The following is a 25,301-nucleotide window of genomic DNA, read 5'->3' as shown; positions in this document are numbered from 1 at the left end:
GCCGATTGAAATAAAAACAAGGCTAACCTTCGATCAAGAGAATACGAGTCTCGTAAGGTTGCAAAACTTGATGATGAGACGCCACTAAACTCTCGCTCACTTGATAATTAGACAACAAGCTCTTAGCCTTCGCCATCTCAAAATGTTCAGGTAAAACGCATTCAGCCTCTTCACCATAATAGTTGTTAATGCACAGCAGAGTTTGTCCTTCACTCTCACGAACATACGCAAAAATGGATGGATGCTCAGGCAGTAGGTCTTGATAGCTACCATGAGTAATCACCGGCACTTCTTTACGCAATTCAATCAAACTCTTATAGAAATAGAAGACCGAGTCTTTATTTTCAAGCGCTTGCTCAGCGTTGATCTCAGTGTAGTTATTCGCAACATCTAACCATGGCTGTGATAGCGAAAAGCCAGCGTAAGGCTCACTGTTCCATTGCATTGGTGTACGAGAGTTATCACGAGATTTCTGCGCTAAAATCGCCATCATATCTTCATGAGTAACACCGTCACGGTTAACCATGATGTCGTACATATTGGTACTCTCTACATCACGATACTGGCTGATCTCGGTGTAACCCGGGTTGGTCATCCCAATCTCTTCACCTTGATAGATATAAGGTGTGCCTTGCATCATGTGCACAGAAGCAGCCAACATTTTAGCCGACTCAACACGATATTGTTGATCGTTACCTAAGCGGCTCACGACTCTTGGTTGGTCGTGGTTACACCAGAATAGTGCGCCCCAACCTTTGCCGTTCAATCCCGTTTGCCAGTGGTTAAAGATCGACTTGAGCTGTAAGAAGTCAAACGGAGCATTAGTCCACTTCTCACCATTGGCGTAATCGACCTTAAGGTGGTGGAAGTTAAACACCATCGATAGCTCGCTGTTATCAACGTTTGAATATTGCTGACAATGCTCCAACGTGGTTGAAGACATCTCGCCGACGGTCACGCTACCGTATTTCTGGAATACCGCTTCGCTGATCTCTTTTAGATATTCGTGCACACGTGGGCCATCGGTATAAAAACGACGACCATCACCAATATCATCATTAGAGAAGTCTTGCTGCTTTGAAATCAGGTTAATGACATCAAGGCGGAAACCATCGATGCCCTTTTCAGCCCAGAAGCTGATAACGTCTTTCACTTCTTCACGTACAACCGGGTTCTCCCAATTGAGGTCAGCCTGTTCTTTCGCAAATAGATGTAAGAAATACTGACCAGTGGCTTCATCCATTTCCCATGCATTACCACCGAACTTAGACTGCCAGTTGGTTGGTGCTTGACCGTTTACTGGGTCTTTCCAGATGTAATAATCACGGTATGGGCTGTTTTTGTCACCCAGTGCAGACTGAAACCATGCATGCTCTGTCGAAGTATGGTTTACCACAATATCCATCACGATACGGATGCCACGTTGATGCGCTTCAGACAGTAACAAGTCGAAGTCTTCCATGGTGCCGAATTGAGGGTTAATCGCGTAGTAGTCTGAAATATCGTAGCCATTATCGATCATAGGAGATGCGTAAACAGGGGTTAGCCAAATCGCATCCACGCTCAAGTTTTTGAGGTAATCCAGTTTCGAAATGATCCCTTTGATATCGCCAGTACCTTTACTGCCACTGTCACAAAAGCTCTTTGGGTAGATTTGATAGATGGTTGCGGTTTTCCACCAGCTTTCATCATGTTCAGTCATCGCCATCTCTAACACTCACTTACCAGAAAATATAAAATAAAAATCACCATGTGAATCATGGTCGAATAGCCGTTATAACTAAAAGAAAAAGCTATAAATAAGAGAAAAAGCGATGACTTACTTGAAGTCATCGCTTGTTAAATGCATTACGCGTTGGCGGTTTCTAGCTCGCCTTTCATCTGTGCTCGTTTATAGAAGAACAATGTCAGCGTTATCGGCAGTACAATCGCCACCAGCATCGCGACTAAGTAAATCGACCAATATTGAGGTTGAATCGATAGGATGCCCGGCAAGCCGCCGACACCGATGCCATTCGCCATCACACCTGCGCTGCCACAAATCGCGGCTGCAACAGCACTACCAATCATTGCGCTCAGCATTGGGAATTTGTATTTAAGGTTGATGCCGTACATCGCTGGTTCCGTCACACCTAGGTACGCTGAGATTGCAGCTGGTACTGAGATGTCTCGTTCACCTTCACGCTTACTCAAAATAATAATGCCAACTACAGCAGATGCTTGTGCAATGTTTGATAGCGCAATCAAAGGCCAGATTGGTGTGCCACCTAAGTCTTGCATTAGTTGTAAGTCCACAGCGTTGGTTGTGTGGTGAATACCCGTGATAACCAAAGGTGCGTATAAGAAGCCAAAGACTACTGACCCAAGAATCGCGAAGTCACCAGTCATTGCCACTTTAGCCGCGAATGCCACACCATCACCTAACATACGACCGAATGGGCCAATGAAAGCGTGCGCTAGAATCACAGATAAGATGATCGAGACAAATGGCACGACAACAAGGTACAGATAAGAAGGAACAATACGCTTAAGGTTGGTCTCAATGAAAGCCAGAGCCACACCCGCTAACATCGCAGGGATCACCTGAGCCTGATAACCGACCTTCTCAATCACGAACAAGCCAAAGTCCCACACCTCAGGTACCGATTTACCTATCATGTAAGCGTTCATCAACTGTGGAGAAACCAAGGTCACACCGAGTGTGATACCCAGAATTGGCGTTCCCCCGAGTTTCTTAACCGTAGCCCAACACACACCAACCGGTAAGAAGAAGAAAATAGCTTCGCCGATCAACCATAAGAAAGAGTGAACAGTTGCCCAGAATTGGCTGATTTCAACTAAGGTTTTGCCGTCGAACATGCGAATGTCGCCAATCACATTACGGAAACCAAGAATCAAACCACCAGTAATAATGGCAGGTAGCAGTGGTACGAAAATTTCGGCTAAATGGGAGATACCACGCTCAAGGAAATTCATGTTTTGACGAGCAGCCAACTTCGCCTCATCCTTTGATGATGCATCTTTACCAGTTTGCTCAATCAGAAGTGCGTACACCTCATCAACCTCGGTGCCAATCACGACTTGGAATTGACCTGCGTTCGTAAAGCAGCCTTTTACCAGTTTAAGCTTCTCTAATTCTGCTTTGTTCGCTTGTTCCGTATCGTTCAATACAAAACGCAGTCGAGTTAGACAATGGCTGACACTCGCAATATTCTCTTTGCCACCGACTAACTCGATAAGACGCGCAACGTCTTGCTTCGCTATCTTACTCATACTACCCCACCCTGGTTTCATTCAATTACTCTTCTAAACCATGCAGCTATAACCACTCGATTCAGATTAATGGGAACATTCCCAATTACGGATATTATAATGCCCTCATGAATAATAAATTAAAATGGGAACAGTCCCATTAATTGAAAGAGATCACACTCTAATTTTAATCTAAGCGGTTCAATTTCGCTTGATTGAGTGGATTATAGAATAGGAGATTGAGTGTGATGAGAGATCTCTGCATTGCCTAAAAGCTGAGAGATCAATAGATTAGCGGCCAATTTCCCCGCAGATTGATATCCAGGATCAATGCTAAATACTCGAGGGAACAAGAAAGAGAGAAGATCATTGCCACCAACGCCAGTCACCACCACATCTTCACGTTGTAACTCTTGCAGACGTTTGATTACGCCAAGAGCCAGTGTATCACTCGCACAGACAATCGCTTGAGTCGCAGGAGCAAGCACCTCATCCACCAACTGATAAGCGCTTTCATGATGAAGTTGACCAGTACGATAGTTCGCAATTGAACCTGTATTTTCACACCACTCGAGATAAGCCTTAAGACGCAGTTCACCGGTTGATTTGTCACTAGGATCAACGCCAATGAAGCCAACCTCAGAGATCCCCTGATCTGCTAAATGCGTTAACGCACTATTGATCACCTGTTGGTTATCATAGTTAATCGACGTCACGTTCTCGGTATCCAGAGCAATCACCACCGCTTTGTGTTCCCAAGCTTCAATCGCAGGAATATCACAGTCAGTAAAACCGAATACAATGATGCCGTCTACATTGCGACGCTTGAGAACCTGCAGATGCTCATTGGCTTTTTCTCTATCAAGCTGACTTTCCATGATCACCACATCGTAATCCGCTCGATACAATTCGGCCAGCATCGTACTTACCGCTTTGTTTTCAGAAGGAGAGTCCAGACGAGAAATGATTACGCCGATGACTTTTTGACTGCCACCGCGCATAGACTGTGCAGACTTTGAAGGCGAGTACCCAGATTCTTGAATTACTCTTTCCACCCTTTCACGGGTTTCAGGTTTCACTTTTGGATCATTGGTCAGAACGCGAGATACGGTTGACTTACCAACACCGGACAGCTTAGCAATATCGAGAATAGTGAGTTTTTTGCTCATAAAAAGTCTAACGTTAAAGGGAAGAGAGGAAAAAGCGAGGGCATACCCCCTCACTTAACTGTTTGTAAATCCTAGAAGTTAACTATGACTTACTTTCGGCAATTTTTATAGACGACACGACCAAGTTCTAGACGTGCGTTGTCACCTTTAGTGCGTAAAGTGACGCTATTGATCAGTTCAGAGGTTCCATCATCTAAGATGTACTTCGTTCCTGAACCTGCCGCTATTTGAGTTAGGCGATATTCATTCTCTGGCAAACGTAATACCGCTTTTTCATTACCAAGGTAAGCGACCTTAAATGAAGCGTCAGACTCACATTGATAAGTCACGAATTGATCGTCCGAGACTGCACCATTAAGCGCCGCGGATTTAGAACACCCGACTAACGCTACCGTACATAGAGATGCTGCCAACAATGCTTTCATACTGCGTTCCTCATCTTTATATAGTTAACGGCGCTGATATCTTATTGATGGGTTAGCACCCCAGTTGACTGGTTAGAACCCACGTAATAAGTAAGCCTGTTAACGATAGGAAAATGTATCAGCCTTTCAGGAAAGCTGGTACATCTTTAATGCTATCTAGCACGACATTGGCAAGTGCCTCACCCTTTTCAGTCACGGGTTTACCGGTTCTCACCAATACTCTGGTACCAACACCAGCGGCTTCTGCGGCCATCATGTCTTCAGCTTTATCGCCGATCATGACCGAGTTAGCCATATCAATCTTCAGAAAGTCGCGCGCTGAAATGAACATACCAGGTTTAGGCTTACGACATTCACAATCTTGCTTATAGTCGCCAATGCCGTGTTCAGGGTGATGAGGACAGTAATAGATACCATCTAACTCAACGCCATTATCGACAAAGTTCCAATCCATCCACTGCGTCAAAGAAAGAAAACGATCTTCGCTAAACTTGCCACGAGCAATACCAGATTGGTTGGTCACAAGTACCAATAAATAGCCCATATCTTTAAACGCTTTTGCCGCTTCAAACACACCATCGATGTATTCAAAGTCATGCTCATCATGTACGTAGCCATGATCAACGTTAATCACACCATCACGATCTAAAAAAACAGCCGGTTTAGACAAAATTCAGTTCTCTATCAACTCTCTATTAATCATTAATTATTACACGCTTTATTTGCTTCATCACTATCTATTTAGTTTTGCGTTCGTTAACGATTTGTTTCTACCTTAGCAACACAATCGACGTTTAGCCGTCTAGACGTAAAAATATCTATTGACTTAGATCATAGAACACCATAGCATCGTCTGTAAATCGAGCGAGCTATCAACATATTATTCTGTTCCACCTGCACGGGTTTCTCTATGATTAAAGTGAATCAAGTCAACAAGGTTTTTTATCAAGGCACTAAAGAAATCAATGCCTTAATCGATATCAACCTTCACATACCTCAAGGTCAAATCTTTGGAGTTATCGGCTCTTCAGGTGCAGGCAAAAGTACCCTGATCCGTTGTGTAAATATGTTGGAAGCCCCGACCTCAGGTGAAGTGATTGTTGACGGTATTGACCTGACAAAACTCAGCAAATCAGAACTCAGCGAAGCTCGCCGTAACATCGGCATGATCTTCCAACACTTCAATCTGCTGTCTTCTCGTACTGTATTTAACAACGTAGCACTGCCTTTAGAGCTTGCTGGTAGAGATAAAGCTGCGATTGAAGCGAAAGTGAGTGAACTACTTGAGCTTGTTGGTCTATCGGATAAGCGTGATACCTACCCTGCGAACTTAAGTGGTGGTCAAAAGCAGCGTGTCGCGATTGCTCGTGCGCTAGCGTCAGACCCAAAAGTACTGCTATGTGATGAAGCGACCAGTGCGCTGGATCCAGCAACGACTCAATCTATTCTTGAGCTGCTACGTGAAATCAACCGTAAGTTGAGTATCACTATCCTACTGATTACTCATGAAATGGATGTGGTTAAAAGCATCTGTCACGAAGTCGCGATCATTGGTGATGGTGAGCTAGTAGAGAAAGGCACTGTGGGTGAAATATTCGCACACCCTAAAACAGAACTGGCACATCAGTTCATTCGTTCAACGCTCGATCTAACGATTCCTGAAGATTACCAAGCACGTTTGCAAGATACTCGCGTAAACAGCAGCTATCCACTGGTACGCCTTGAGTTTACAGGTGCAACGGTCGATGCTCCGTTGATGACGCAAATCGCACGCAAATTCAACATCGACGTTAGCATCTTAAGCTCTGACCTTGATTACGCCGGCGGCGTGAAGTTCGGCATGATGGTTGCTGAATTGTTCGGTAATGAAGCAGATGATAATGCTGCTATCCAATTCCTACGCGACAACAATGTAAAAGTAGAGGTGCTTGGCTATGTCCTTTAGTTTCAACGAGATTGCTGACTGGATCAGCCTTAACGGTAACCTTCTATTAGGCGCAACAGGTGAAACTCTTTACATGGTTGCTGTTGCAGGCATCGTTGGTTTCGCTGTCGGAATCCCATTAGGCGTGATCCTACACACGACTAAAAAAGGTGGTCTGTTAGAGAACACCAAACTAAACAAAATTCTTGGTGCGGTTGTCAACGTAGGCCGTTCCGTGCCCTTCTTAGTACTGATGGTTGCAATCATCCCACTGACTAAGATGTTGATTGGTACCTTCATCGGTACAACCGCAGCGATTGTTCCACTAACGATTGGCGCTATCCCATTCGTGGCTCGACTTATCGAAAGTGCGCTACTTGAAGTACCAACAGGTCTAGTAGAAGCAGCTCAATCAATGGGCGCAACACCAACACAAATCATCAATAAGGTTCTGCTTCCTGAAGCACTTCCGACTATCATCAACTCAGTAACGATTACGTTAGTGACTCTGGTGAGCTACTCAGCAATGGCCGGAACTGTAGGCGGCGGTGGCCTAGGTGATGTCGCGATTCGTTACGGATTCCACCGCTACGATGTGACCATCATGGCTGTGACAGTAGTAATGTTGATTGTGCTGGTACAAATTATTCAATCAATCGGTGATTCATTGGTTCGCCGCGTTGACCACAGATAAAGACTCAGCGTTAAAACGCAAACTATCTAAGACAAGAGTCGTCTGAACCAAATTAAATAGATTTATTAAAAGGAGATTATTATGAAATTTAGCCTTAAAGGTTTACTGACTATCGCAGCGGCAGCTTCAGCGCTAGTACTAGCAGGTTGTGGCGAGAAAGAAGTGGATACTTCTAAAATCAAAGTTGGCGTAATGGCAGGTGCTGAAGCACAAGTTGCAGAAGTAGCGGCTAAAGTCGCAAAAGAGCAGTACGGCCTAGATGTTGAGTTAGTGACTTTCACAGATTACGTAACACCAAACGCAGCGCTAGATGACGGTTCTATCGATATCAATGCATTCCAACACGCACCGTACCTAGATCAGCAAGTGGCTGACCGTGGTTATAAGCTAACAATCGCTGGTAACACGTTTGTTTACCCAATTGCGGGTTACTCTAAAGAAGTTAAATCGGTAGACGAAATCCAAGACGGTGCTCGTATTGCTGTACCAAACGATCCAACTAACCTAGGTCGTTCTCTACTGCTTCTTGAGCAACAAGGTCTACTTGAACTTCGTGAAGGCGCTGGTCTTCTAGCAACCGTTCGTGACATTGTGGGTAACCCTAAGAACCTAACGATTGTTGAACTAGACGCAGCTCAACTGCCACGTTCTCTTGATGATGTTGCACTGTCTATCATCAACACAACTTACGCGAGCTCTATCAACCTGACTCCGCAAAAAGACGGCATCTTCGTTGAAGACAAAGATTCTCCATACGTAAACTTAATCGTTTCTCGTGAAGAAAATCTAAACGCTGAAAACGTACAGAACTTCGTAAAAGCTTACCAAACTGAAGAAGTGTACAACGCAGCTTCTGATATCTTCCAAGGTGGCGTAGTTAAAGGTTGGTAATCAACTAAACGACAGCACTGTATAGATACCCGAAGGGGCTGACATAACGTCAGCCCCTTTTTATTGGTTATGATTTACAAGAAAGTTCGACTTACCACCAAGCTTCCACTTGCATACCAACACTCATTTCACTGTTTTTACCTTCACCGAAAGCATTGTCGTTTTCAGCATCGTTTAGGTAAGTCGCAAAGATACGGAATTCAGGACGAGACCAGAAGCCCACTTGTGGAACCCAGGCCTGAGCGATTGTGAATTTACCACCCGCCCCATCTTTGTTATCGATAGTTTCAACAAAGCCACCAATTTCAAGAATGGTGCGCATACGCTTGTCCCACTTGTAAAGCGGGCGAATTACCGCACTGAAAGAATCATCATCGCTATTATTGGCGCCAACACCGGTTGATGCTGCATAACGTACTGTGTGGCCAAACTCGATGTTCTCGCCAATCGCAAGCACGCCCCAGTTAATCAATCGGAAACCCTCGGCGTCGTTGTTGTTTGCATCACGAACGATGCCCTTACCGGTACCAAAGGTTGTCATCTGCTCGGCATAGCCAGAGTTAGCAACCTGTAGAATCGTTTTGTTGAAGCCACCAGTAAGATTTTGATTCAAACTTGCCGTTAACATTACGCTGTCATCCGCATCGATCGTTTGATCTTGTTTTTCATTGGCGAAGTTCATATCAATACCGACCTCAAGATCCGCATTGTTCCACAGTGGAATCCCGGCATAGCGCACGTCTGCAATCATGGCTGTAGTTTCTTTACCATCAAATACATCACCCGTAACGGTGTCTTGAATCAAAGCTACCGATAATTTACCTGGCCCCATATTGATGTGTTCAACACCGGCACCAATACCACTGACATCCCAGTAGTAGTTGTCAACGATGTGTACATCATGACGCTGGTAGTAACGTTCACCCGCCCAAATTCCAATGTCCTTATCTTCAAAAAGCCCCACAGCCTGAACATTCAATTGCACCACATCAACGCTTTTATCCGCCGCGTTTTCATCTTGGCCTTGCCAGTACGACAACATGGAATCAACTAAAAATGAAACGTCGTCCTCTGCATACACCTCTTTCTTAAAACCAAACTCACCATACAGGTCATTTTCGTTGCCGAGTCGGCCAACTTTACTCACCTCCCACTTGCTGTTTGAGCCGCCTTCATTACTCAGGCCAACGCCTCCGCGCATGTAACCATTGAACTCCAATGGCGTGGTTTCATCAGCGTATAAATTAGGGGCAAGTAAAGCAGTAGAGAGTGCAGCAGCAATAGGTAACAGTTTCATCGTCCATTCCTTTCAGATCTAGAATCAGGTTATTTTTATAAATGGGAACATTCCCATGGGATCGATCCCATTTATATTGAGAAGAATATAAATTGAAAGAGAACTGATTGATTATTGTGATCAGGCTAACTATTGAGGTAACTAAAAGTTGATGGGTGTTGGATTATTTCTATGAATACGTTGGAGCTACAGAAAGAGGGGAATATCACGTTCTGTACCTACTTGGGGGGGAACAGTAGCGAACAATTAGGGAGTAATAAAGATTGGGAAAAGATAGCTTGTGAGTCGCGAAATCGAGTAAGAAAACAAGATGATAAACGATTGATATAAAGGGGAAATCGATATCGGAGCACTTAAGCAATACTCCGATATCTAAAATATGACGTTTAAATAACCACAGAAGGGTTACTTCAGGTGATCCCAAGAGATGTTTGACACCAATCGACAGTCATCACACTTGAAATAGAAAATATCGTGAATAGGCGTATCAAGCAGCCATTCGCCACCACATTGTGGGCATTTACGCTCTTTTTCAGCTTTTAAGCTAATGCCGCCCACACGGTATAAGTAGTAATACGTTGGGATCTTAGTGAGGTACTCAATGCGCCCTCTCAAGCCCCAGCCGCGTTTGAACAATACGCTTTTGGTATCGCTAATCTCGGTCAGCGTTGCATGTTCAGCACGGCAACCCCCGCCCATTTGTACTTCATCACAGGCTTGCCATTCAGTCTGCCATTTCAACACGGCTTTATGGTCACCATTGAAGGTTGGCGGGTTGCGGTACAAAGGGATCGGCAACAAGCTATCGCCACTACGCAGCGGCGAACAGGTATGCACGAATGTCGTGTATAACACCTGCCAACTTGGCGTTTCATCTTCTGCCACTTCTTCTGAGTTCAGATCTCGACCAAGCAGACGCATCTTAGGTGCTAATAAACTCGCAGCTGATAAGCGTTCAAAACAGACCTTTACGAAATCTGAATGATTACGTGGGTGTAAACTGTCTTGCTCTGGGCACACAACACGAACATAGAATTCGCCGTCGCCCATCACGATTGGAAACTCACGGCCTAACACTTGTCCGTTGTAACGAAGTGCATCCATCAAGCCATTAACTGCCTTATCGACAGCGCTGACCGTTGTGTTATCAAAACACTCAAATTGAAGCTCTAGTACGTACATCTATTTATACCGCTGGTTGTAGCTTTTCTAAAAATTCTGCCAATGTATCGGCTAGTACATCACGATTTTTGGTGCCTAAGCGCTCTAGGATCACGTTACCCGTCAGATTACAGATAGAGATAACATCAAGCTCTGCATCGGTCGCGGCAATGAAAACCGTTGGCTTTAGCTTTAAACGACGCTGAGTGACTAGGTGACCTAAAATGTTTTCTTGCAGGCATTCGAAGTCTTCATCACTCCAAATCTGTAACAGAGTCAATTCGTTACCATCGAAGGTCGCGTTCATATCTGCGCTGAATTGTGCACCGTAGAAAGTTTTAATGTCTTCATGCAGAGTCAACTCAATACCGGTTTCAACGTTGGTGAAATCCGCGAATTGCTCACGTGGATAGTGCTTCCACAACACGGCGTCGCCACTCTTTTCTTCTACGCATGGCGATACGATGTCCACCAACTCCTCATTACGAGGTAAGCTTTGGTGTTGCTGCTGCCACGCGTCAACGTATCGCTGACTAAAAGAAAGTAGTGCGTCTTGAGCACGTTGAGTCATGAAAATCTCCTAAACACAAAATAATAAATAGAATCCGAGCCCTTTCCGCGCCGATTAAGCGATGACTTAATGACAGGGTAAGGGGGATTCAGTAAAATCGACCCCATTCTAATCGAATTTGAAACGAAAGTATGAGCAAATATTCTGACGCAAAAGAGCTAGCGGGTTTAACCCTTGGCCAAAAAACTGAGTACTCTAACCAATACGATGCAAGTTTATTGCAACCAGTGCCTCGTAGCCTTAATCGCGATGATCTTGCGCTAAACGGCGAGCTGCCTTTTGTTGGTCATGATATTTGGACGATGTACGAGCTTTCGTGGCTAAACACCAACGGTCTACCACAAGTAGCGGTGGGCGAAGTTTTCATCCCAGCCACCAGCCAAAATTTAATTGAATCAAAATCTTTCAAGCTGTACCTAAACAGCTATAACCAGACTCAATTTGAAGACTGGGCTCAAGTCACTGAGCGCCTGACCCAAGATTTGTCTGCATGTGCAGGCGAACCTGTGATTGTGAATGTAAACTCAGTAACCGACTACACGAACCAACCTATCGTGACGATGGAAGGTGACTGTATCGACAACCAAGATATCCAAATCACCAGCTATGATTTTGAAGCGTCACTGCTTGAAGGTGCTGCTGGCGAACAAGAAGTAGAAGAAACTCTGCATAGCCACTTATTGAAGTCGAACTGCTTGATCACCAACCAACCGGATTGGGGCAGCGTTGAGATCTCATATTCAGGCAAGCAAATTGACCGTGAAGCTCTGCTACGCTATTTAGTTTCTTTCCGTGAGCACAATGAATTCCACGAACAATGCGTTGAGCGTATCTTCACTGATATCATGAAATACTGTGCGCCATCGAAGCTAACCGTGTTTGCACGTTACACGCGTCGTGGTGGTCTGGATATCAATCCATACCGTTCAACAGAGCAAGATAGACCAAGCCACAATAAGCGTATGGCTCGCCAATAATCAGGCGTGAACCACCCACACTTATTTGAACCTACCAAATCTTTAAAGGGACATTGAAATGCGTTGGTTATACGTTGTTAGTCTATTTATTTTAAGCTTAAGCACATCGGTCAATGCGTCGGTTTATTCGTCGGCGCTACTCAATGAAGCCAATAACTTGGTTGAGATCGAGCCGAGCCAAGCAAAACAAATGGCCAACAGCTACCTAACGCTACGTGTCCTTTCGGATCAACGAGAGAAAAGTCCTTCAGCGATTTCTCGCGAAGAGACAGACTCTTCAATTAGAACGCCAAACAGCAGTATCGATGCGTATAAGATCTTAGCGAAGGCGGAATACAACCTAGGCAACATTCGTATTGCGATTAAAAACATCGACAAAGCCTCTGAGCTCGCAAAAACCTATAAGCTTAATTACTTAAAGCTGGATCTTCAGATCCTAAAAGTTCGCTTACTTTGGCTAAGTGACAAAAAGTCAGCCACTGCAACAGCAGAGCTGACAAGTATTGAAGCAAACCTAGAATCGGTGAATAAAACCTTACGTTTAACAGAAGGTATTACCTATCGTTTGATCATGCTGAAAGCTGATATCGCCTCTTATGACAATAAGGTCGACGAAGCCGAGAAGTTCTACCAAGAAGCGAAAACCTACCTCGATCAGCGTTACTCAGAAAAAGTTACTATCGACTACCACATCTCGGTCGGTGAATTTTATCTAACACATAAAGAGTACAACCACGCACTCTCTGAGTTGTTGTATGGCTACTGGAAATCAGTAGAAGGTAACCTGAGTTCACGCTTAGCCAAGGTCAATCGCCTGCTTGCACAGCTTTTCTTTGAGCGCCAAGTCTTAGACAAGGCATTAGAACATCTATCTCAAGCTGCTGATTTTTACGATAACTTTGAAAACTCTCCCATATTAGCTCAAGTACTTAAAAAGATGGGTGATGTGTACTTCTTACAAGGTAAATATAACCTTGCTCTTGTGCATTTTTTCAACGTCCTTGACCACGAAAGTACCGATAGAGATATCCACCAAGTCATCGATATTCGTCTAAGTCTATCGGCAACTTACTTACGCCTCTATAACTACCCTCTAGCTGAGCAGTACTTAACCCGTGCCCTTGAACTGCTTGAGTACACCGACATTCCAAAACTGGAAGGTCGTGCTGCGCTATTATCAGCAGGATTGGCTTACCACCTGCAAGAGAGCGAAGATGTGATCAAGCATGCGACACGTGCACTTGAGATATCGCGTCAGGTAGAAAATATGCGCCTGTCGCAACGCTCATACTATTTACTTTCTTTGGGTTATGAACAGGCAGGTCGTCCACAGCAAGCATTGGCAAATCTCAAGCAATACAACAGCCTTGTCTCTTTAGAGCAGCAAAAACTCAACCGTGTTGGGGAAGACGCATTCCGCCAACAAAAAGAGTTTGCCGAACAAACCCTGCACTATGCAGGCCAAGAACAAGAGCTAGAGAAATACAAACTAGAACATCGTAAGTTCCAAAAGATTTCGTTTGCCCTATTCTTGTTCAGCATTGTCTTATTCTTCTTTGTGCTGCGCCGAGGCTACCTCATTCAAACCTTAGCCAAAGAGGTCGATTCACTGCGTACCGACCTCTTTACGCATTCGCGTTCTAAGCTTCCTAATCTAAGAATGCTGAATGCGAAACTCTCAAATTCATTGGAACAAACCAGCCAAACCTTTGAGCAGTGGCAGCTTGGTGAATTGATTCATGAACCGCTCAACGACCGTTTACGCTTCGTGATGATTGACTTACCTTTCCTACGTAATATGTACACGCAGAACGGTTACAAAGCAGGCCTAGAACTCGAAGATGCTTTTGGTGAATTCCTCAAATCTAAGCTTGAAGGCCCAGCTCGTGTCTACCATTTCTCGGATGCGAACCTGCTTTATATCGAGCCCAACGCTGACCGTGATTTATCACCTGAAGCCCTGTTCAGAAAGATTCAATCTTGGGTTAATAACTTCGAACCCGAGCGAAACATCAACCGAACAGTCCGTATGGGCATCGCTGACTACCCGTTCCTGCCACGTGCTTACACTGCAATTAACGACCAAGAACTGCTCGACGTCTTATTGATGTCGACTAATCTAGCGCGTGAGATCAGTCTCAAAGAGCGCAGCAGCCAATGGGTATATTTAAAAGCTATCGATAATGCGCCCGCAGCGAGCCTTGCAACTGGTAACATAAGAGAAGCGTGTAAACATGCGATTAATCAAGGGTTAATAAAGATACAATCGTCATACCAGAATGAGGACAACATCAAAAAAATGCTAAAAGATGACTGATTTGCGAGCGGTTAAGAGCGGCAAGCCGTGACCTTATTTTTAGTTTTGTTATTATCGATGCAACGGAATTTCATCAAAATGATCGAGCTCGGTCTACGCGGCGCTAATTAATACATCTATGGGCATTCTTGAAAAAGACATTCAGGCGCAACTCCACCAGCTGAAACTTCAGTTGGAGCAGGTCCGTTTGACGCAAAGAGACACCTCGTTCAAATTTATTAGAGAACAAAAAGTTCTAAAGCGTATCGTCACATCTTTAAGTGACGCATGTGTTGGCAGTAACAGCCATTTAGATGAAAACCTCATTGCCCTTCGGGAAGAGCTAGAAAAGCAAAAAGACATTAGCTCGATGATCCCAAAGCTGGCAGTATTAGAAAGGATGCTTAAGCAGAAAACGTTGGCTATGGATAAACAGAACGGATATCTGGACGATAGCATTAAGCACAGTGGGGAAACGCTGCAACGCATAACAGGCCTTCCAGCACAGCTTAAACGCGACCTACGAAACTTACTTAGCTTCTCCGAATGCAATGGCAGTCAGAAAGTCGACCATGCCATGAAACTTCTCGGTATTTATGAGCGTGCCATTAAGATTATGGCGAATAACTCACGCACTCATTTTGCCGACGTTACGCATTCTCCGGAACAAGAACTCCTTTCCGACCTATCAAACGAATTACAACATCTGATCACTGAACTCGATTTCGAGGGTGAATCGGGTGATTTGCTTACCGATATTCGAGCGAAACTGCTACTGGGTGTTTCCACACAAAATCTGCTTGAGCTGACACTTCAGATCCTCAAACTAGTAATTGAAGGCACCAACCTAGAGCGTAAGAAGTCTGAACAATTTATCGATCAGCTAAACTCTTCGCTGGCCTCCAGTATCAAAACGGCAGACCAAAATGCCGATCAGAGCCAAAGTTACTTTGAGCACCGCCAAGGCCTTAACTCTGAGTTAAGTGAACTTGTCATTAAGAGCCAGAACTCTGTAGAGAAAGCGAAGGAAATTGATAGTTTAAAGCGAACGATTAATCCGCTACTCACTGAAATCGCCTCTCTTTCAGAAAGACTGAATCACGCAGAACAGAAAGAACAAGCTCTAATAGAGAGAATGAGTTATGGGAAGACTCAGTTAGATTCACTCTATGAAGTCACCCAAGATTACCGCAAGCGCTTAGAAGATCAGGCTCAGCGTATGCTACTTGACCCGCTCACTAAAGTTTACAATCGCACCGCCTTTACTGATCGCTTAGAGCTTGAGTATCGCCGTTGGATTCGTGCACAACACTCACTGCGCGTAGTGCTACTCGACATAGACAACTTCAAAGCCATCAACGACAGCTTTGGTTATACCGCGGGTGATAAGGCACTTAAAATCATCGCGAGAACAATTACTAAAGAAGCAGGCACAACCGATACCGTGGCTCGCTTTTCTGGAGAAGAGTTTGTCTTGCTGTTGCCAGAACAAACCGATGAATATTGCCACCAGGTAATTCAAAACATCCAAGCTCAAGTAAGCCGCCTACCCTTTAAGTTCCGTGACCAACAAATCACGATTACCTTGTGTGCGGCAAGTACTCAGTTTAAAGAGTCTGATACGCCTGAAGAGGTATTAGAGAGACTTAATAAGACGCTAAACAAAGCAAAGCAACGCGGTACCAACCAACTTGTTTGGAACTAAGCCAGCCTTAGATTTAATTTATTTCATTTTTTCAAATACTTATCACATACCATTTCCCTCAATGTTTGCTAAGCTAATGATTAACATTCGCTTAACAAGCATTCTTGGCAAGCAATGCTGTATATACGCTCTTAATTTATTTTATATTAGCTCTTAAGCATCTATACATCTGCTATTAAGCACCCATGTATATACCGTTAAGCACCTGCATATAGATTGTTAAGCAAGATTATATAATCCATTAAGCAACGCTGTCGTAACCGTTTCGTCTGGTTAACTCTCTCACCTTTAACCAAACACTTTCAACGTTTGCTTCTCACTCTCGAGCCAGAGGGTCACTTCAACGTCCCCCTGCTCTTTTCAACAAGGAGGCACTATGATCACTCATATCAGCCCTGCCGGTAGCATGGATTTACTCTCTCAACTTGAAGTTGAGCGTCTTAAGAAAACCGCGTCTAGTGATCTGTACCAACTGTATCGTAACTGTACGTTAGCGGTACTTAACTCGGGAAGCCACACCGACAACTCCAAAGAGTTACTCGACAAGTATCAATCGTTTGATGTTGAAGTCGTGCGACGTGAGCGTGGTATCAAGCTCGAACTGAGCAACCCACCAGAGCATGCCTTTGTCGATGGTGAAATCATCAAGGGTATCCAAGAGCACCTATTCTCAGTGCTGCGTGACATTGTCTATGTCAACATGCATCTTGCAGACAATCAAAGACTCAACCTGACTAATGCCACTCATATTACCAACCTCGTATTTGGTATTTTGAGAAATGCAGGCGCACTTACGCCGGGCATCGAACCTAACCTGATCGTGTGTTGGGGTGGCCACTCAATTAACGCCACTGAATACCAATATACTCGTGAAGTAGGTAATGAACTTGGCCTACGTGAACTCAACATCTGTACGGGTTGTGGACCAGGTGCAATGGAAGGGCCAATGAAAGGCGCAGCGATTGGTCACGCTAAGCAGCGCTATACAGACCACCGTTACTTAGGGTTAACTGAACCATCAATCATTGCGGCTGAGCCACCAAACCCGATAGTGAACGAACTGGTGATCATGCCAGACATCGAGAAGCGTCTTGAGGCATTCGTTCGTATGGCACATGGCATCATTATTTTCCCTGGTGGCCCCGGTACGGCTGAAGAGTTGCTGTATATCTTAGGGATCATGATGCACCCAAATAACGTCGACCAACCCATGCCGATTGTATTAACGGGTTCAAAAGAGAGTGAAGCTTACTTCCGCTCTATCGATAAGTTCATCGGGGAAACCCTCGGGGAAGAGGCTCAGAAACACTACGAAATCGTGATTGATGATCCAGCACGCGCTGCGAAAATCATGAAACAAGCGATGCCAGATGTACGCTCTCACCGTAAAGAGACCGGCGATGCTTATAGCTATAACTGGTCACTGCATATTGAGCCTGAATTCCAACTGCCCTTCGATCCGACACATGAGTCTATGGCGGCACTTGATCTTCATATGGACCAGAAAACAGAAAGCCTTGCGGCTAATTTACGCAAAGCGTTTTCTGGCATTGTGGCCGGTAACGTCAAAGCCGAAGGTATTCTAGAGATAGAGAAAAACGGCCCATTCCTGATTGATGGCGACAAAGAACTGATGACCAAAATGGACCAACTGCTGAATGACTTTGTTGAACAACATCGAATGAAACTGCCGGGCGGCACTGACTACGTTCCTTGCTATAAAATTATGCCTAGCAGCGAATAACGACAAGTGATTGATAACAGGCCATAAGCATAAAGCTAAACAAGTCATGACGTTTACGTCGCCAACGTTTCAACTCACCAAGTGATACGTTACTATAAGGGGCTAGCAGCCCCTTATTTATTGCCTATTTAGTGGAAACTTATGTCTATCCATCTTGTTATTATCGATGCTTTGAATCTCATCCGACGCGTTCACTCTGTTCAGCCGGACCCAACCGATATTGCAAGAACCATCACCACCACTGCTCGTACTCTTAATCGCATCCTAAAAGAATCAAAGCCAACCCATATCATTGCGGTATTTGATCATCATTTACAAGATCGAGGCTGGCGCGCTGAAGTCCTTCCTGCCTACAAGCAAAACCGCAAGCCGATGCCTGAACCATTAATGAAAGGCCTTGATGCTATCCAACAAGCTTGGTGGGAATTAGGGATTGATTCACTGCTATCCGATGGTGATGAAGCGGATGATCTAGTCGCTACGCTCGCTAAGAAAGTGGCCGATCACGGAGAAACGGTCACCATCATCTCGACGGATAAGGGCTACTGCCAACTGTTATCACCAACGCTACAGATCCGTGATTACTTTCAGCACCGTTGGTTAGATAAACCCTTTATCGAAGCGGAATTTGGCGTAAAACCTGAACAGCTCGCAGATTACTGGGGATTAACGGGCGTCAGCTCAAGCCAAGTGCCGGGGATTCCTGGCGTTGGACCAAAAGCGGCCAAAGAGATATTAACAACGTATCCAGATATAGAAACGGCATTCCTAGCTGAAGACTTACCGAAAAAGTATCGTAAGAAATTCGATGAGCATATTGAATCGGCTCGCGTATGTAAGCTCGTTTCAGCACTCAAAACAGACATCGATTTGGGCTTCAATCTGCAAGATATTCGCTTCTCTGGCAGCCAAACTTAACACTTCTGGATGTTCATCTTTTCTGTTGTGTTCTCCGTTACATTCACAACCTAATCATAATGTTAATCAATACCTTATCGAGTATTGATTAACATCTAGCCTTCATCACAGTCTTATTGATATAAGTATTTAATTTCATTGCTCCAATAAGGAGAAACACAATGAAAAACATACTATTACTATCATTAACTACCCTCTTACTTAATATCGCGCCTCTTGCTGTCGCAACCGAAGCCTGTGGTGAACACCTAGTCAAAGGTTTGCCTTCAGAATCCTCTGATCAAATGCTTTGTCGAACCGGTTATGCCATTGGCTACAACTATTCCATGAAGAATGCTGATTGGGTCGCCTATCATGTCACCGCAGAAAGCGTCAATGGACAGTTCAAACGAAGTAACCGCTTTAAAGCCGATTCAGAACTCCCCGAATACGCCCAATCAACACTAAGCGACTACTCCAAATCCGGTTATGACCGTGGCCACCTTGCTCCGTCTGCAGCAATGGACTTCAGCGAAATATCGATGCAAGAAAGTTTCTTACTAAGCAATATGTCACCACAGCTTCCAGGGTTTAATCGAGTTGGCTGGCGATTGCTAGAAGAGCATGTACGTGACCTTGCCAATGAATATCAAGAGCTCTATGTGGTGACAGGCCCTATTTATGACGGGAATGAAACCTTCATTGGCAATGGCGTTATGATTCCAAGTGCATTCTACAAAGTGATTCTCGACCCGTATTACAACGATGCGATTGCTTTTATTGTGCCGCACCGTGATGTATCAAGCAGTGAACTCGAAAGCTTTGTCACAACCATTGATGAAGTAGAAGCCCGCACTAACTTGGATTTCTTCTCAAACACTAGCGATGATGTCGAAAGTAATATGGAAGCAATGCTTTGGGAAATGTGGCCTACCTCAGAGTAAACCTCTCATAACAAAAAAAACGCTCCTTATGAGGAGCGTTTTGTATGTTCATTAACCGCGTATTAGTACGGTGAGATATTCGAAAGCGACTGAATATGCACCGTGATCTCTTCGCGATCATGGTATAGGTGCTTCGCCTGCATCTTGAATTTAACTTTGTTATCAATCAGGAACTGTTTCAGGTTCTCGATATCCTGCAGTACTTCATCGTAACGGCCTTTCATTGGCAATTTAAGGTTGAACAATGCTTCTTTCGCCCAGCCTTTGATGATCCACTCACCCATTAAGTGAGCAACACGAGCTGGCTTCTCAACCATGTCACAGATAATCCAAGTCACGTTCTTACGGTCAGGTTCGAATTTAAAGCCATCCACCATATGGTGCTTGATTTGACCCGTTTCCATTAGGCTGTCCGCCATCATGCCGTTGTCAACACAGTGAACGAACATAGAACGCTTAACCAGTTGGTAAGTCCAACCACCTGGACACGCGCCTAAATCTACGCCCCACATACCTGGAGCAAGACGCTCATCCCACTCATCACGAGGGATGAATACGTGGAACGCTTCTTCTAGCTTCAATGTAGAACGGCTTGGCGCATCTGATGGGAACTTCAAGCGAGGAATACCCATAAAGAACTGTGAGTTGTTAGTTGGGTAAGAGTAACCGACCAAGCAATGACCCGGAGCGATAAAACATAAGTGAAGCACAGGCTTCTTAACATTGTCTTTCGCTGTCATCAGGCCTTTACCACGCATAGCTTGACGCATTGGCACGGTAAACTTACGGCAGAACTTCAAAAGTTCTTTCGCTTCATTGGTGTCTGGCGTTTCAATACGGATATCGCCACAACGTGGGAAACCTTCTTTCTCAGAAAGCGCCTCAAGAATTGGAGAGATACGATCATCAGTCGGCAGATCTTTGATTTCAGCTGCTACCGCGATCATTTGACGAGCAAAGATCAGCGATTGGAAGTCGATCTCTTTAACCAATTTATCGGCTTCGCCTGCTTGATAACATTCAAACAATACAAAGCCTGTATTGTTCTTTAAGCGAGGAAAACCAAACACTTCCAGTTGTGTTGCCTTGTCTTGAATTTCGCCAGCACATTCTTTTTCAAAACCAGAGCGACAATAAAGTAGTACGTGTTTCACTGAGTTACCTCTTTTATATTCAAAGCAGCGAAGGAGAAGACTCCCCAACCAATGATAAATAGTAGACCACCAAACGGAGTGATAGGGCCAAACCATTTTATTCCTGTCAGTGCCAAGCCATAAAGGCTGCCACTAAAACAAAGGATGCCGATGATAAAGCAAATTGCCGCAATGAAAAAATATTTTTGTGATTTAGCGCCAAGTTTCATCTGCAGCAGAGCGCCACACGCCAATATCGCTAAAGTATGGATAAACTGATATTGAACACCCGTCTCAAACACGCCTAGCAGATATTCTGGCAAGATAGCTTTCAACCCGTGAGCCGCGAAGGCACCAAGCATCACAGCAATCGCACCAGAGATACCTGCAAACGTGAGTAAATACTTACTTCTCATTGAGTACCTCTTTGATAAACGCTGACAGCTTCTCAACGGTTAAGGCAATATTCTGCTGCTCTGTGTAACCAGAGCTCTTACGAGGCTTAAAGCTGTGATCACCGTCTGGGATAAATTCAACACGAATAGAATCCGACAGGTCGAAATCAGCAAACTCTTCACGCTTACCAAAGGTATCGCGCTCACCCTGCAAAATAAGACATGGCTTTTGTAACTCAGCTAAGTGCTCACCTTTGTACTTCTCTGGCTTACCTGGAGGGTGGAAAGGAAAGCCTAAACACGCCATCGCTGCCACCTTATCAACTTCAGACAAATGGCTCGCCATACGCCCTCCCATCGATTTTCCGCCAATCACAAGCTTATCGGCATCGCACTGCTCAATGATGTCTTGGTAAGCTTCAAGCAGCTTAGGAGCTCTGTCAGGTGGACGACGCTTGCCATCTTCAGCACGTTTAATCATGTAAGGGAAATTAAAACGAATCACTCGTATCCCTTTAAAGGCTAACCCTTTTGCCACCGACTGCATGAATTCATGATCCATACCTGCGCCAGCACCATGTGCAAAGACAAAGGTGATTGGATTGTCTTCACCATCAATGATGACGTTATTCATCGAGTAAATCCTCTTGTTCACTTTGCGCTTTCGCCAGCATCCAATCGCGGAAGGTGGCGATACGGCCCATATCGGCTTGTTTCTCATGACAAACCACATAGAAGGCATTCTTGCTCACCAACACTTCGTCAAAAGGCGCAATCAAACGACCCGCTTCGATTTCAGGTTGCGCCAACACGTTGTTACCCAGTGCAATGCCTTGTCCGTGAGCTGCTGCCTGCAACACCATGGTTGAGTGGCTAAAGATAGGACCGTGATTGACGTTTACCCCATCGATGCCATTTTGCTTAGCGAACTGCTTCCAATCCTTTCGAGAAGTATCATGTAATAGCGTATGACATGCTAAATCGCTTAGAGATTCTAATGGTTTGGTACCAAGCAACACTGAAGGTGAGCAAAGAGGGATCAAGTATTCTTGATAAAGCTTATCGGCTCTAAGCCCCGACCAATTACCTCGACCATAATAAATAGCTACGTCTACGTCATCGGTCAGCGAGCCTTCATCCATATCAACGGCTTTAATTCGTACGTCGATATCAGGTTCTTGCTGATTAAAGTCTGCAAGCCTTGGCACTAACCATTGAATGGCAAAGCTTGGCGGTAAGCTGATGGTCAATGCGCCCTTCTCACTTCGCTCAAGCACTTTATCCGTCGCTTCTGCCAGTGATGTAAAAATATCTTTGATGTCTAAGAAGTAGCTCTGACCTTCTTCAGTCAGCAGCAAAGAGCGATTTCTTCGACGAAACAGCTTCAAAGACAAGAATTCTTCAAGCGCTTTAATCTGATGACTCACTGCAGCTTGAGTAACAAACAACTCTTCTGCAGCGCGCGTAAAACTCAAGTGTCGAGCAGCGGCTTCAAACACTCTTAGCGAGTTTAATGGGGGTAATCGACGAGACATAGGTACTCTCTAAATAAGCATTAGTTTTTTTTATCTGAAACATTATAATTTGTCCATTGCCTAGCGGCCAGAGAAATTCTATATTTCATCCCGCAGCAGCTAGCCTGAACGGCTTGATTCTCTCTAGAATCAATTGGTTTAGCTCCTGCGATGTTGTGTTTGCAAACTCGTTCTTTTCGAGTTGGGTAGAGTTCTACCAAATGTTTTGTTGCAGTTCTATACTGAAACGAGACATGTACTTCCTGTATTTATTTTGACCTGTCTGTCAAATTTGTTTACACCGCCTTATGGGCGGTGTTTTTTTATGTGCAAAGAAAAATAACAACAAGTTTATCAATAGCTGTACTAATTAATCTTTGTTATTTTTCATCGTTAATCACAGAATCAGACACCCACTCAAATAATCAACTGAACACATACGAATAGAACCATTGAATAGCACTAAAAAGTAACAGAGTTCCTCAGATACTCACACTTCTTCGGTCACCTACAAGCCAACTCAAACCCCATCATTTCAATCTCAGAGTCTCAAGACAGAGCATGATGATAACTCGACAAACTCGCGCCTCTTACTGCCTACTGTAAAACATTCACAATAGAAAATAAAAAAGCCGCTTACTTTTCAGTAAACGGCTTTGCAAAATATTCGGCTACTCTATACCACTATGGGCGGTAAACCTTCACGTTATGGAAGCCTTGCTCTTTTAAATAAAGTGCCTGTAGACGGCTCATTACACCGCGGTCACAGTACAGCAAGTACTCTTTTGCTTGGTCCAAGTCGCCAAACTGAGTCGAAAGCTTGAAGAACGGGATATGTTTAATTTCAACACCATCGATCTCTAGTGGGCTTTCGTCTTCTTCGTCTGGGCTACGGATATCAAGAACGATAGCGTGCTCAGCAACAGCTTGAACTTGTTCAACTTCCGGCGCTTGCTCTTGGCTCTCTTTCTCGATGTCACGGATATCCATAACTCGAGCGTTCTCGATCACTTGCTCCAGCACTTCAAAGTTAAACTTAGCTTCTTCTGCTTCTAATTTGCCTTTCTTCGCTTTCACTGTTGGCTTCTTAGAAATAACACCACAGTACTCAGGCATTACTTTCGCGAAGTCTTCAGTGCCAATCTTACGAGACAGGTCGATGATGTCTTCTTTGTCCCAGTTAATAAGCGGACGAAGGATCAAAGTATCGGTCACGTTGTCAATGTGGCGAAGGTTAGTTAGCGTTTGGCTAGAAACCTGACCTAATGCTTCACCGGTTACTAGGGCTTCGATACCGAAGCGTTCTGCAACCATACCACCAGCACGCATGAACATACGCTTAAGAACCACGCCCATTTGGCCATCTTCAACGTTCTCAAGAATCTCAGCGACTACCGGTTCAAAATCGATAGAGATGAACTTCACCTTTGCCGATGAGCCGTATTTATCCCATAGATAGTGAGAAACTTGCTTAACACCAATTTCGTGCGCAGGGCCACCTAGGTTAAAGAAGCAGTAATGCACTTTAGAACCACGTTTGATGTGTAAGTAGCTTGAAACGCCAGAATCGAAACCGCCAGAGATCAAGCTAAGCAGATCTTCTTGAGTACCTAGAGGGAATCCGCCTAGGCCTTTATGACGTTCAATAACTTGGTTTAGCTTTTCGTTCTCGACTTCAACTTTAACGGTAATATCTGGATTTTTCAGTTTTACTTTTGCTGATTCAACCGCTTGGTTTAAACCACCACCTACGTAGCGTTCTAGCTCAATAGAAGTAAAGTCATGTTTACCACGACGCTTGGCTCGCACAGAGAAAGTCTTGCCTTCAATAAGAGCACCGCTTCGTTCAAGAACTTGCTCGTAAATATGGTGCAGGTCTTTAAATTCTGATTGCTGAACCTCAAGGGAGTGATGAATACCCGGAGTTTGCGTCAATACTTCGAGTGTTTCTTTAAAGTACTTGTCGCTCTCAGACGTCACTTCGATGTAGTCACGGCGGTTGAAGACAGCCACAGACTCAGTACGACGCTGAAGAATAGTACGAATATTACGTTCTAGAATCTTTGTGAAGCGCTTACGCACCGATTCACTTTTAATAAAAATTTCCGGATGAGGCTTAACAATAAATTTCATAGTACTTTCACGCCAATAAGGTTCACAAATTTTAGTAGGTTCATCACCACGTAAAAGGTCATTTCACATAGTTATTGAAGCAATAATAGATCAATATTAAATCTAAGGGCGCGAATTATACATGAGAAAGTGAAGCAAGGAAAAGAGTGCTTGCTTTAACCCGATAATTAAACCGCCTG

22 protein-coding genes are annotated in these 25,301 nt (G+C 44.4%); 9 read left to right on the top strand and 13 right to left on the bottom strand.

The features are described from left to right. Positions 1–22: 22 nt before the first annotated feature. From treC to gmhB, 5 genes are all read right to left on the bottom strand, one after another. Complete coding sequence (gene treC, locus L3V36_RS10495; RefSeq protein ID WP_102447351.1) at positions 23–1,708, bottom strand: alpha,alpha-phosphotrehalase; 1,686 nt, start codon at positions 1,706–1,708, stop codon at positions 23–25. A gap of 140 nt (positions 1,709–1,848) precedes the next feature. Beyond that, on the bottom strand, positions 1,849–3,273 hold the full coding sequence (treB, locus tag L3V36_RS10490; RefSeq protein ID WP_102447363.1) for a PTS trehalose transporter subunit IIBC: 1,425 nt from the start codon (positions 3,271–3,273) through the stop codon (positions 1,849–1,851). A gap of 203 nt (positions 3,274–3,476) precedes the next feature. Further along, entirely contained in the window at positions 3,477–4,421 is a 945-nt protein-coding gene (treR, locus tag L3V36_RS10485; RefSeq protein WP_004734376.1) for a trehalose operon repressor TreR, read from the bottom strand. 89 nt (positions 4,422–4,510) lie between these two features. Next, entirely contained in the window at positions 4,511–4,846 is a 336-nt protein-coding gene (locus L3V36_RS10480; RefSeq protein ID WP_017086214.1) for an MliC family protein, read from the bottom strand. A 118-nt stretch (positions 4,847–4,964) separates the two neighbouring features. Beyond that, positions 4,965–5,516, bottom strand: coding sequence for a D-glycero-beta-D-manno-heptose 1,7-bisphosphate 7-phosphatase (gene gmhB / locus L3V36_RS10475; RefSeq protein WP_017079386.1), 552 nt, complete (start codon positions 5,514–5,516; stop codon positions 4,965–4,967). Positions 5,517–5,756: 240 nt separating this feature from the next. Here gmhB and metN point away from each other — a divergent pair, with 240 nt between their 5' ends. From metN to L3V36_RS10460, 3 genes are all read left to right on the top strand, one after another. Beyond that, positions 5,757–6,791 carry a methionine ABC transporter ATP-binding protein MetN gene (metN, locus tag L3V36_RS10470; RefSeq protein WP_004734373.1) on the top strand — a complete coding sequence of 345 codons (1,035 nt, stop codon included), beginning with the start codon at positions 5,757–5,759 and terminating at the stop codon, positions 6,789–6,791. Further along, entirely contained in the window at positions 6,781–7,464 is a 684-nt protein-coding gene (locus tag L3V36_RS10465) for a methionine ABC transporter permease (protein ID WP_004734372.1), read from the top strand. The genes metN and L3V36_RS10465 overlap by 11 nt, the downstream gene beginning before the upstream one ends. Positions 7,465–7,545: 81 nt before the next feature. Then, the gene (locus L3V36_RS10460) at positions 7,546–8,355 is read left to right on the top strand and encodes a MetQ/NlpA family lipoprotein (protein WP_004734371.1); all 810 of its coding nucleotides are present in this window, start codon (positions 7,546–7,548) and stop codon (positions 8,353–8,355) included. A 91-nt stretch (positions 8,356–8,446) separates the two neighbouring features. Here L3V36_RS10460 and L3V36_RS10455 read toward each other — a convergent pair whose 3' ends face one another. The 3 genes from L3V36_RS10455 to syd form a co-directional block, all read right to left on the bottom strand. Then, entirely contained in the window at positions 8,447–9,652 is a 1,206-nt protein-coding gene (locus tag L3V36_RS10455) for a carbohydrate porin (RefSeq protein ID WP_102447352.1), read from the bottom strand. Between the two features lie 405 nt (positions 9,653–10,057). Further along, a complete protein-coding gene (locus tag L3V36_RS10450) occupies positions 10,058–10,834 on the bottom strand; it encodes a Zn-ribbon-containing protein (RefSeq protein WP_017079382.1) in 777 nt (258 codons plus the stop codon). Positions 10,835–10,838: 4 nt separating this feature from the next. Then, positions 10,839–11,384 (bottom strand): SecY-interacting protein, encoded by a 546-nt coding sequence (gene syd / locus L3V36_RS10445; RefSeq protein WP_017084175.1) that lies wholly within the window; start codon positions 11,382–11,384, stop codon positions 10,839–10,841. A 131-nt stretch (positions 11,385–11,515) separates the two neighbouring features. Between syd and queF the strand changes: the two genes are divergently transcribed. The 6 genes from queF to L3V36_RS10415 all read left to right on the top strand — a co-directional run bounded on the left by queF (position 11,516) and on the right by L3V36_RS10415 (position 19,947). After that, positions 11,516–12,361, top strand: a complete 846-nt coding sequence (gene queF, locus L3V36_RS10440) for an NADPH-dependent 7-cyano-7-deazaguanine reductase QueF (protein WP_102447353.1) — start codon at positions 11,516–11,518, stop codon at positions 12,359–12,361. Positions 12,362–12,419: 58 nt separating this feature from the next. Next, the gene (locus L3V36_RS10435; protein WP_102447354.1) at positions 12,420–14,678 is read left to right on the top strand and encodes a tetratricopeptide repeat protein; all 2,259 of its coding nucleotides are present in this window, start codon (positions 12,420–12,422) and stop codon (positions 14,676–14,678) included. Positions 14,679–14,796: 118 nt separating this feature from the next. Continuing rightward, positions 14,797–16,362, top strand: a complete 1,566-nt coding sequence (locus L3V36_RS10430) for a GGDEF domain-containing protein (RefSeq protein ID WP_004734387.1) — start codon at positions 14,797–14,799, stop codon at positions 16,360–16,362. Positions 16,363–16,738: 376 nt separating this feature from the next. Further along, entirely contained in the window at positions 16,739–18,106 is a 1,368-nt protein-coding gene (gene ppnN / locus L3V36_RS10425; RefSeq protein ID WP_102444382.1) for a nucleotide 5'-monophosphate nucleosidase PpnN, read from the top strand. 141 nt (positions 18,107–18,247) lie between these two features. Further along, complete coding sequence (xni, locus tag L3V36_RS10420; RefSeq protein ID WP_017080072.1) at positions 18,248–19,024, top strand: flap endonuclease Xni; 777 nt, start codon at positions 18,248–18,250, stop codon at positions 19,022–19,024. Between the two features lie 161 nt (positions 19,025–19,185). After that, the gene (locus tag L3V36_RS10415; protein WP_017089738.1) at positions 19,186–19,947 is read left to right on the top strand and encodes a DNA/RNA non-specific endonuclease; all 762 of its coding nucleotides are present in this window, start codon (positions 19,186–19,188) and stop codon (positions 19,945–19,947) included. A 62-nt stretch (positions 19,948–20,009) separates the two neighbouring features. Here the strand turns inward: L3V36_RS10415 and rlmM are convergent, their stop codons facing one another. The 5 genes from rlmM to thiI form a co-directional block, all read right to left on the bottom strand. After that, entirely contained in the window at positions 20,010–21,101 is a 1,092-nt protein-coding gene (gene rlmM / locus L3V36_RS10410; RefSeq protein WP_004734383.1) for a 23S rRNA (cytidine(2498)-2'-O)-methyltransferase RlmM, read from the bottom strand. Beyond that, the gene (locus L3V36_RS10405) at positions 21,098–21,496 is read right to left on the bottom strand and encodes a DUF423 domain-containing protein (protein ID WP_004734382.1); all 399 of its coding nucleotides are present in this window, start codon (positions 21,494–21,496) and stop codon (positions 21,098–21,100) included. The genes rlmM and L3V36_RS10405 overlap by 4 nt, the downstream gene beginning before the upstream one ends. After that, positions 21,486–22,109, bottom strand: coding sequence for an alpha/beta fold hydrolase (locus L3V36_RS10400; RefSeq protein ID WP_026012377.1), 624 nt, complete (start codon positions 22,107–22,109; stop codon positions 21,486–21,488). The genes L3V36_RS10405 and L3V36_RS10400 overlap by 11 nt, the downstream gene beginning before the upstream one ends. Next, positions 22,102–23,010: a transcriptional regulator GcvA gene (locus tag L3V36_RS10395; protein ID WP_017080068.1), complete on the bottom strand. Its 909-nt coding sequence runs from the start codon at positions 23,008–23,010 to the stop codon at positions 22,102–22,104. Before L3V36_RS10395 ends, L3V36_RS10400 begins: the two co-directional genes overlap by 8 nt. A gap of 663 nt (positions 23,011–23,673) precedes the next feature. Further along, positions 23,674–25,122, bottom strand: coding sequence for a tRNA uracil 4-sulfurtransferase ThiI (gene thiI, locus L3V36_RS10390; protein WP_102447355.1), 1,449 nt, complete (start codon positions 25,120–25,122; stop codon positions 23,674–23,676). Between the last annotated feature and the right edge of the window lie 179 nt (positions 25,123–25,301).

It is taken from the genome of Vibrio sp. G-C-1, from assembly GCF_021728015.1.
GTDB lineage: Bacteria > Pseudomonadota > Gammaproteobacteria > Enterobacterales > Vibrionaceae > Vibrio > Vibrio splendidus.
The sequence above is the reverse complement of the archived record's forward strand: the minus strand, read 5'-3'. Positions and strand labels throughout refer to the sequence as shown.

Excerpts from the sequence above, each read along its gene's own strand:
- treC (WP_102447351.1), bottom strand. The coding sequence starts at position 1,708 with ATGGCGATGACTGAACATGATGAAAGCTGGTGGAAAACCGCAACCATC.
- treB (WP_102447363.1), bottom strand. The coding sequence starts at position 3,273 with ATGAGTAAGATAGCGAAGCAAGACGTTGCGCGTCTTATCGAGTTAGTC.
- treR (WP_004734376.1), bottom strand. The coding sequence starts at position 4,421 with ATGAGCAAAAAACTCACTATTCTCGATATTGCTAAGCTGTCCGGTGTT.
- L3V36_RS10480 (WP_017086214.1), bottom strand. The coding sequence starts at position 4,846 with ATGAAAGCATTGTTGGCAGCATCTCTATGTACGGTAGCGTTAGTCGGG.
- metN (WP_004734373.1), top strand. The coding sequence starts at position 5,757 with ATGATTAAAGTGAATCAAGTCAACAAGGTTTTTTATCAAGGCACTAAA.
- L3V36_RS10465 (WP_004734372.1), top strand. The coding sequence starts at position 6,781 with ATGTCCTTTAGTTTCAACGAGATTGCTGACTGGATCAGCCTTAACGGT.
- L3V36_RS10460 (WP_004734371.1), top strand. The coding sequence starts at position 7,546 with ATGAAATTTAGCCTTAAAGGTTTACTGACTATCGCAGCGGCAGCTTCA.
- L3V36_RS10455 (WP_102447352.1), bottom strand. The coding sequence starts at position 9,652 with ATGAAACTGTTACCTATTGCTGCTGCACTCTCTACTGCTTTACTTGCC.
- L3V36_RS10450 (WP_017079382.1), bottom strand. The coding sequence starts at position 10,834 with ATGTACGTACTAGAGCTTCAATTTGAGTGTTTTGATAACACAACGGTC.
- syd (WP_017084175.1), bottom strand. The coding sequence starts at position 11,384 with ATGACTCAACGTGCTCAAGACGCACTACTTTCTTTTAGTCAGCGATAC.
- queF (WP_102447353.1), top strand. The coding sequence starts at position 11,516 with ATGAGCAAATATTCTGACGCAAAAGAGCTAGCGGGTTTAACCCTTGGC.
- L3V36_RS10435 (WP_102447354.1), top strand. The coding sequence starts at position 12,420 with ATGCGTTGGTTATACGTTGTTAGTCTATTTATTTTAAGCTTAAGCACA.
- L3V36_RS10430 (WP_004734387.1), top strand. The coding sequence starts at position 14,797 with ATGGGCATTCTTGAAAAAGACATTCAGGCGCAACTCCACCAGCTGAAA.
- ppnN (WP_102444382.1), top strand. The coding sequence starts at position 16,739 with ATGATCACTCATATCAGCCCTGCCGGTAGCATGGATTTACTCTCTCAA.
- xni (WP_017080072.1), top strand. The coding sequence starts at position 18,248 with ATGTCTATCCATCTTGTTATTATCGATGCTTTGAATCTCATCCGACGC.
- L3V36_RS10415 (WP_017089738.1), top strand. The coding sequence starts at position 19,186 with ATGAAAAACATACTATTACTATCATTAACTACCCTCTTACTTAATATC.
- L3V36_RS10405 (WP_004734382.1), bottom strand. The coding sequence starts at position 21,496 with ATGAGAAGTAAGTATTTACTCACGTTTGCAGGTATCTCTGGTGCGATT.
- L3V36_RS10400 (WP_026012377.1), bottom strand. The coding sequence starts at position 22,109 with ATGAATAACGTCATCATTGATGGTGAAGACAATCCAATCACCTTTGTC.
- L3V36_RS10395 (WP_017080068.1), bottom strand. The coding sequence starts at position 23,010 with ATGTCTCGTCGATTACCCCCATTAAACTCGCTAAGAGTGTTTGAAGCC.
- thiI (WP_102447355.1), bottom strand. The coding sequence starts at position 25,122 with ATGAAATTTATTGTTAAGCCTCATCCGGAAATTTTTATTAAAAGTGAA.